This is a genomic window from uncultured Mucilaginibacter sp., assembly GCF_903913935.1.
Classification (GTDB): Bacteria; Bacteroidota; Bacteroidia; order Sphingobacteriales; family Sphingobacteriaceae; genus Mucilaginibacter.
Genome location: NZ_CAIWNH010000086.1, coordinates 1 through 7850, shown reverse-complemented (window position 1 = coordinate 7850; position 7850 = coordinate 1). Strand labels below are relative to the sequence as shown.

The following is a 7850-nucleotide window of genomic DNA, read 5'->3' as shown; positions in this document are numbered from 1 at the left end:
CCATCTTTCATATGTTTATACCATAAATATATGAAAATCAGATGATTAATACAAATATTACCTGCCTGATTTATTATCTTTTTTTAAAATAAATAGAGGCTGATCATGATTTATGATACAGCCTCATTTTTAATTAACCTAAAACTTATGTTTACTGTCTACATATTATATTCTGCAAAATTCAACCAAATTTATATTGGTTACACTTCCGATTTACCCAACCGCTTCCTCTCCCACAACGAATTAGCAACTAAAGGCCATACCATTAAATATCGCCCATGGGTTATTGCACATACCGAAGAATTTGAAACAAAAACAGAGGCTATAAAAAGAGAAAACTATTTAAAATCAACACTAGGCAGAAAATTCGCCCGGAATATCATTAGAGAGAAATTTGGTAGCTCAGATGGTTAAAGCGCAGGATTCATATCCGCCTCAAAGCGGACGGCAGTTCGATCCTGCTCCCCGCTACATTTAAGTCGAAAGCCTCAAGTCGGAAGATTGAGGCTTTTTCTTTTTGTCATCACCAGCAATTTGTGCAAGAATGGGCAGTCACAATTTTTCAAAATTTTTAATTGCATAATTATATATTTGACATAAATCCTTCTTAAACATGAATCGTTATCACTACTGTTTTTTAAAGAGCCCGGGTCTTACTTTTAAAAAAATTATTAGTACTATTCCTTTAATATTCTTATTTGCTTTCTCTTATTGCCAAAAAACAGCAATGGGCACAGGCAAACAGCTGCCTGTTCACACCTATCCAATTAAGGATAGTCTGGCGGTTTTGCTGGCGGATGAGCAGCAGGTAAAAACACTTAAAGAACAATTGAAACATGACCTTATAACCGATCTTTACGGCTACGAGATACACGATACAGCAGCGTTGAAGACCCACTACAGGATATTGGGTGACCTGGCGTTTTACGATGGCGACAACGCCAAATCCTTAGCCTATTATGATACTTTGAGAGCGTTGGAAATAAAACCTGCGGCGAAAGCAACAAGCGCTTTGGTAAAAAGAAGTTTGATAGCGTCAGGCGACCCCGCAGCTGCAAATTATATCAGCAATTTTCGCAACATATTTACTAAAAGCGTAACTGCGATTCCATATATTTCCGCGGCGTCTTCATTACAGCGGATCAGGCAGCAATACGCCAACATGACGGCGGCCGAATTTGTTAAAATTGCCGCCAGCGATTTAAACCCGCCTATTGCCGCCGGCCCGCTTTCAGTAAGAAACGTGGATTACGTTTTGTTTTTGTTTTACGAGATGCATGACTTTGATAAGGTTAGCAAGGTTGTTTCCGCTGTTATGGATAGCCTAACCATGGCAAACGCACGCAACCAGGTTAATATTTGGCCGGCACGCGACCTGGAATTGCCGCCAGGAAAACCATATGCACCTGTGGTGATCTGCGTATTTGATGCCGGCACGGATATTTCTCTTTTTAAAGACAGGTTATACACAAATCCAAAAGAAAAAGTTGACGGCATCGATAACGACCATAATGGCTATATAGACGATATACATGGCGTAGCTTACGACCTGCAGGAGAATAAAGACAGCCAACTACTTCCGCCTTTAACAGCACAGCAAGAAAAATTATATCCTAATGCGTTAAGGCTAATGAGAGGTAACGGAGACGAAGAAGCCGGTATTGAAAGCGCCGATTATCATTATTATAAGGATGAGATAGCAAAAGCCAATGTGGTACAACGCGATTCTTTATGGGCGTTGATCAATTTTGTAGGCGACTATGCACACGGTACACACGTTGCAGGCATAGCCATGCGCGGCAACCCTTATGCACGCTTGCTAACGGTAAGGTTTAGTGAGGATGTGGGTTTCACGCCGAACGGAAAATCGCCTTGTGTTGAAACTGAGTTAAAAGTTGCCCAAAATTTAAAGGACCTGGTAAAATATTGGAAGGCTGCCAAAGTACGTGTAGTGACGATGAGCTGGGGCTATTTTATAAGCGATTACCAAAACGACATTCAAAAATACAATCCTAAAATGCCGGAACCTGAGCAAAAAGCTTTAGCCATAAAGTTATGGACCATGCGTAAAAATGCGCTTTATGAAGCTTTTCATGCTGCGCCAGAAATACTTTTCATATCTTCAAACGGCAATAAAAATTCTAATTCAAATATTGATTTGCGTTATCCGGCCGCGTTGGATCTGCCAAACATGATTGGTGTTGGCTCCGTTAACAGCGCTGGCCTCGAAACAGATTTTACAGCCACGGGAAACAAAGTTACAATTCACGCAAATGGTTACCTTGTAGAAAGCGATGCCCCAGGTGGCAAGAAAATATTGCTGTCCGGCACCTCTATGGCCACCCCTTATATCGCAAATTTAGCAGCAAAGCTTATTGCCGTCAAACCATCTCTCAGCCCGACTGAAATAGTCAGATTGATCAAAAGCGGCGCCGATGTTTCGGCGGATGGCCGCATTAAGCTTGTTAATCCCAAAAAGTCCTACAATTTATTGACCGCATCAAAATGACACCGACCTCTTAGTTAAAACACCATTTTTCTGAATCTTTTCTAACGAAGGCAGGGCATTGTTTTTAAACGGATAGAAAAGCCTTTGACGAAAGTAGAAGGCTTTTGTGTTTCAATATAGCGGGTTGATCCGGCTTCTTTAAAAGGTAAGCCCCAGTTGTAAGCCCGAACTTAATGACGGGGCCTGGTTATTACCAAAGCGTGCAGGCAATGCTACGGCGGTGAACAGGTTGCAATCTTTACCTCTTTTAATGATCTTGATAAGGGCAGGTGTAAAACCAAACCGGCCGCTGCTCTCAAAAGCCAGCCGCGAAACCAGCGTATAGCCACGTGTAAACCTGAACAAAGCACCCGGGTTAAATGCTACCGAACTAACTTTTGATATATTATGTTCGGTACGGATGCAGGGTGATATTTCGAAACTCACCCCAAAATGGTCACTTTTTAAAATATGCATACCAAAAGGGAATGACACCGTGTACGCATTGCCAAAGTTGCCGGTAAAATTTCTATTACTTAGGGTTTCAATTGGGTGATAAACGCTGAAATAGCCCACTATGCGGGGATAGGCCGGCATAGTTTGCTGGCTGTATGCACAGGTAAGCAGTAAAACGAAAGTTAAGAACAAGAAAACCAGGCGGATGGATTTTGCAGGACGGAGTTCAGAGAACATATTAAGGGGTTTCAAAATTAGAATAGATGATGAGGGGTCGCTAAAAATCCCTGGCAAAAGTATCAGCGCCGATAGGGTAAAAACATGCGCAGTATCACATAAAAAACAAATACACGTCAGTTATTGCCCGGATGGCTTTATAGATCGTTGACCAAAACAAAAAGAAATAATTCACAGGGCCTGGTTACCAACCTTAATTCGGTAAGGTTGGCAGCGGCAACTTTTGCAGGGTGTTTGAGGCGGCAACAGCAGGCGGGCATTGAGGTGGTTTTTATGACACCGGGATTAAATAGCGGATTGACCATTTTCAGTATCTTTATCAATAATTTGATAAAAAAATGCTGAAGGTATCTCTTAAATTATATAGCTGTTTCGTGGCTATATTTTTCACTCTGCATTGTTTCGCTCAAACGCCAATTGACACTACCGAAGCTGTTAATGCAGGCGGAATTAAGCAGGTGGTTACCGTACAGGGCGAAGATCGCACAAAACCTCTGTTCCTTTTCATAACCGGCGGCCCGGGTTCGGAGGGGATCTATAAGGAGAACCAAAGTTATCTTAACCTGTTAAAAAAGCATTTTGTAGTTATTGCCTGGGACCAGCGCAATTGCGGGCAAACATTAAAACTTAATCCATCACCCGTTAAACTTACAGTGAAGTTATATGAAAATGATACCCATGAACTGGTCTCGGCTTTATTGAAACAATTCCACCAAAAAAAGATGGTGATTATGGGTTGGTCCTGGGGAACAGTTTTGGGGTTTTATATGGCAGATAAGCATCCCGAACAAGTGTATGCCTATATCGCAGTGAGCCCGGCAATTAACCAGTGGGAAAGCGAACGGATCTCTTTAAAAGAATTGAAACAAAAGGCTGCAACTCAAAAAAACAAACGCGCCATCGCTGAGCTAAACAAAGTTAAAATCCCGTTTGAGAATGGGCTGCAAAATTACTACGACCGGAAATGGCTGTCTCTTTTAAATGGGGAAACCATTGATGACACCACAGAATTTAAAAAATACTTTCTGGAGAATTCTGAAATGACGGCGCTTTTTAAAGAAGCGAACTTTATCAATTTAACAGTTTCGCTGCCAAAAGTTAATTGCCCGGTTTATTTTTTTGTCGGACGGAAAGACCATCAAACAAATTATATAATCTCCGAAAAATATTATAAGCAGTTGGCAGCACCCAAAAAAGGACTGTTCTGGTTTGAAAAATCCGGCCACCTGATCCCGGTAACAGAGCCAGTGTTGTTGCAGGAAGATATAATATCACAAATATTGCCGCAATTAAACCTAAAAAATTAGATTAATAAAGTACGTTTAGCGCCTTATTTACTGCGTTTATCCGGTTGATTTTTTTAAGCAATGCTGATACAAATCCATAATACAACACCTGACGACATCCCGGCGATCTTCGCTCTTTACGAAGAGGCAATCCACTACCAGAAACAGGTTGGCAACAACTATTGGCTCGGTTTCGAAGTTGCGCTTATTGAAAAAGAAATAAGCGAGAACCGCCATTTCAAAATTCTCCTGGACGGAAAGATTGGCAGCACCTTCATGATCACACTGGACGACAAACTGATATGGAAAGGCTCGCAGGGTGACCCTGCTGTTTATATCCACCGTATTGCCACTGCACAAGCCAGCCGGGGGAATGACCTTGTTAAACATATTATTGAATGGGCCAAAACCTATGCTCAACAGCACCACCTATCATTTATCCGCATGGATACCGGCAGCGGCAACGACCGCCTCATCTATTATTACGTTCGCTGTGGCTTTACGATCATTGACACCAACACAACAGTTGCTTATACCCCTGAACTGCCGGCACACTATGAGAACGGGGTATTTACCCTGTTGGAAATGGTTGTGTAAAATATAAATTCCGATCATTGATAGCTGGACTACTGGCTTGGTGACCCTGCACTGCAATATATCATGGGAAGACGCAGGGTACTCTGCGAGAGACCACGCTAAAACGGGAAAAGTGTTGCCGCAATTTCCGTTTAAAAAGGGCACCGTGCGTGCAAAATTGGCACGCTGGAACGCTGTTGGAGTTCGCAAACCAGGATGCTTATGGCTACGGATCGCGCCGAAATCAAAAACTGAAAAACCGGCGCGCCAGGTGTCGTTTCAGATGGTATTTAAAAACTCAATCCCAAATGCCGTTCTGCGCGGTAAAGATCACCGGCATACCGCCTGTTACCGTAATGGTATGTTCGTGCTGCGCAACAAAACCGCCTTCATTGCCGGTTAATGTCCACCCGTCTGCCTGCGTTTCGGCGATGGTCGACCGAGTGGAGATAAAGGTCTCGATAGCCACTACAGAATTCTTTTTAAAACAAGCTGTGTTATACCGGTCGCAGTAGTTGGCCATCTCATGTGGCTCTTCATGCAGGGTGCGCCCGACACTATGCCCGGTGAGGTTTTTGATCTGTTTGTGCAAATGCCGTATGGCAAAATAGCAGCAGCGCTAAAATTTTAAGGTATTTCATTATTTAATGTTTCAATTGATCGAAAAACAAAAACAACAAAGAATTTTGATAAATAAAACGATTTAGCAAATTCCAACGACCAGAATTGATTTAGAATTATAAAATGTATGAAGACAGGCCGCACGCGGGATATAACTTGCATTTTAGGAATAAAAACAATCTCAGGCCGGCAAGGGTAATGTGAAACAGAAACTGCTGCCTTCGCCCGGTTCACTGGCAATAAAAAATGTACCCTTATGTTTTTTAACGATCTCGGAGGCAATATAAAGGCCCAGGCCAACACCCTGGAAGAGCATTGCTGTTTCGCTTACTCTGTAAAAACGCTGAAACAATTGATCGATCTCGTTTTTTGCTATCCCAATTCCAAAATCCTGAACAGTCACTACCAGATCGCCTGATTCAACTTTAGCTTTCACCAAAACCTTGTTGGCATCCGGAGAATACTTAATGGCATTTGTTAACAAGTTGACCAGTACCTGTTCAATCCGGAACTGGTCGCCGGCGTACAGGATATCAGTCGAATTTTCCAGCATGATCTCATGGTTGTTTGCGGTAAGCTGGATATTGGCAATGCTATTGGTGAGTGCATCCGGAAAATAGAAGGCGGCTATATTCAGGTCGATCTGGCCAGAATTAATCTTGGTTACATCCAGCAGGTCTGCAATCAGTTTCTCCAGTCGTTTAATACTGTGGCCTGCGTTTAAAATAAATGGAAAATGTTTATTGGCCCGGTCAGTCGTTTTTTCAAGCAACTGATTTATGGCTTTTATATTGGTCAATGGTGTCTTGAATTCATGACTAACCATATTAAAGAATTCATCCTTTTTTGCCTCTGCTGCCGCGCGTCGTACTTTTTCCTGTTTCTGCACCAATAGTTCGCGATTGGCAATGATCAGTTCGGCGGCGCGTTTCGCTTTTTCTTCATCCTGGTAGCCCAACTCGTCCAGCGCTATGATCAGTTCGGCAGCCCGCTTTTCCTTTTCGCCGTTTTGGTAAGTCAATTCTTTATTGGCAATGATCAGTTCATTTGCCCGTTTTTCCTTTTCTTCGTTCTGGAAAACCAGCTCAAGGTTGGCTATAATTAGCTCAGCCGCCCTTTTTTCTTTTTCTTCATTTTGAAAAATCAACTCCAGGTTCGCAATGATCAGTTCGGCAGCACGCTTTTCCTTTTCCTCATTTTGAAAAAGCAGCTCCTTATTGGCGATGATCAGTTCGGCCGCCCGTTTTTCCTTTTCCTCATTCTGAAAATGCAACTCCTTGTTGGCAATGATCAGTTCGGCTGCGCGTTTTTCCTTTTCCTCATTTTGAAAATGCAATTCGGTATTAGCCAACAGTAGCTCGGCTGCCCGCTTTTCTTTTTCGTCATTTTGAAAAAGCAGTTCTTTGCCGGCAATGATCAATTCTGCGGCACGTTTGCCTTTTTCTTCGTTTTGAAAATCCAGCTCCCTGTTAGCGACAATGAGCTCCCTGGCGCGGTTTAGTTTCTCCCAGTTCTGAAATTCCAGCTCAATATTCGCCAGGCTGAGTTCAGCAGCCCGCTTTTTCTTCTCTTCGTTCTGAAAGTCAAGTTCGATATTCGCCAGGATCAACTCTGCTTCCAGTCTTGCTTTTTCCTCATTGGCAATCACCAATTTTTCTGAAAGCTCATCCCTTCCCATCATACGCTTTAACCTTATTTTTAAATAAAGATATCCTGACTGTCCGAACAGGTGGTATCAAAGTGAAAAATTAATTTTGAGGTGCTAAGCTTAAAAAAATCGGAACTGTGCAATATAACACAATAAACATGCCGCATTTGGTAAAATAGTAAACAGCAACGAAATGGTTTTCAACATCCCTGCAGGCGCCCTTTAAAAGTATTTACTAAAACACCATTTAAATACACAGGTCGGGGTTGGAATCATCAGGGCTTTTAGGGCCGGTGAAAGTTGAGGTGATTAAATATTAAGTTACAGGAGCTAAGTTTTTCTTCGCTCCCGCAAGCGGTATTGTAGCGTTGACTTGTCCTAAAAAAAGTTGACTGATTTTTAATAAATAAAGATAGTACATTATTGTTGTTTGTTTGTCCTGTTAAGATGTGGGTAACGCGCAGCGTTATCCACATCTTAACAGGTTTTTCTTTTTTTGCTTCTTTTTTTCTTTTTAAAAAGCTATCCATTTCTGTTG

8 protein-coding genes are annotated in these 7850 nt (G+C 42.2%); 4 read left to right on the top strand and 4 right to left on the bottom strand.

From position 1 onward, the window contains the following. The first annotated feature begins 147 nt into the window (after positions 1 to 147). Together QZY09_RS03365 and QZY09_RS03360 are read left to right on the top strand one after the other, a co-directional pair. Positions 148 to 414, top strand: coding sequence for a GIY-YIG nuclease family protein (locus tag QZY09_RS03365; protein ID WP_295668024.1), 267 nt, complete (start codon positions 148 to 150; stop codon positions 412 to 414). Between the two features lie 313 nt (positions 415 to 727). Further along, positions 728 to 2509 carry a S8 family serine peptidase gene (locus QZY09_RS03360; protein WP_295668022.1) on the top strand — a complete coding sequence of 594 codons (1782 nt, stop codon included), beginning with the start codon at positions 728 to 730 and terminating at the stop codon, positions 2507 to 2509. A gap of 138 nt (positions 2510 to 2647) precedes the next feature. On the opposite strand, the gene QZY09_RS03355 is transcribed toward QZY09_RS03360, so the two are convergent. Further along, on the bottom strand, positions 2648 to 3181 hold the full coding sequence (locus tag QZY09_RS03355; protein WP_295668020.1) for a hypothetical protein: 534 nt from the start codon (positions 3179 to 3181) through the stop codon (positions 2648 to 2650). Between the two features lie 338 nt (positions 3182 to 3519). Here QZY09_RS03355 and QZY09_RS03350 point away from each other — a divergent pair, with 338 nt between their 5' ends. Together QZY09_RS03350 and QZY09_RS03345 are read left to right on the top strand one after the other, a co-directional pair. Next, on the top strand, positions 3520 to 4488 hold the full coding sequence (locus QZY09_RS03350; RefSeq protein WP_295668018.1) for an alpha/beta hydrolase: 969 nt from the start codon (positions 3520 to 3522) through the stop codon (positions 4486 to 4488). Between the two features lie 60 nt (positions 4489 to 4548). Beyond that, complete coding sequence (locus QZY09_RS03345) at positions 4549 to 5064, top strand: GNAT family N-acetyltransferase (RefSeq protein WP_295668016.1); 516 nt, start codon at positions 4549 to 4551, stop codon at positions 5062 to 5064. 277 nt (positions 5065 to 5341) lie between these two features. Here QZY09_RS03345 and QZY09_RS03340 read toward each other — a convergent pair whose 3' ends face one another. The 3 genes from QZY09_RS03340 to QZY09_RS03330 form a co-directional block, all read right to left on the bottom strand. After that, entirely contained in the window at positions 5342 to 5635 is a 294-nt protein-coding gene (locus tag QZY09_RS03340) for a M24 family metallopeptidase (RefSeq protein ID WP_367119158.1), read from the bottom strand. A 210-nt stretch (positions 5636 to 5845) separates the two neighbouring features. Then, on the bottom strand, positions 5846 to 7345 hold the full coding sequence (locus QZY09_RS03335; protein ID WP_295668014.1) for an ATP-binding protein: 1500 nt from the start codon (positions 7343 to 7345) through the stop codon (positions 5846 to 5848). Between the two features lie 251 nt (positions 7346 to 7596). Next, positions 7597 to 7850: hypothetical protein (locus tag QZY09_RS03330; protein WP_295668013.1), on the bottom strand; the 254-nt coding region annotated here is incomplete at its 5' end.

Excerpts from the sequence above, each read along its gene's own strand:
- QZY09_RS03365 (WP_295668024.1), top strand. The coding sequence starts at position 148 with ATGTTTACTGTCTACATATTATATTCTGCAAAATTCAACCAAATTTAT.
- QZY09_RS03360 (WP_295668022.1), top strand. The coding sequence starts at position 728 with ATGGGCACAGGCAAACAGCTGCCTGTTCACACCTATCCAATTAAGGAT.
- QZY09_RS03355 (WP_295668020.1), bottom strand. The coding sequence starts at position 3,181 with ATGTTCTCTGAACTCCGTCCTGCAAAATCCATCCGCCTGGTTTTCTTG.
- QZY09_RS03350 (WP_295668018.1), top strand. The coding sequence starts at position 3,520 with ATGCTGAAGGTATCTCTTAAATTATATAGCTGTTTCGTGGCTATATTT.
- QZY09_RS03345 (WP_295668016.1), top strand. The coding sequence starts at position 4,549 with ATGCTGATACAAATCCATAATACAACACCTGACGACATCCCGGCGATC.
- QZY09_RS03335 (WP_295668014.1), bottom strand. The coding sequence starts at position 7,345 with ATGATGGGAAGGGATGAGCTTTCAGAAAAATTGGTGATTGCCAATGAG.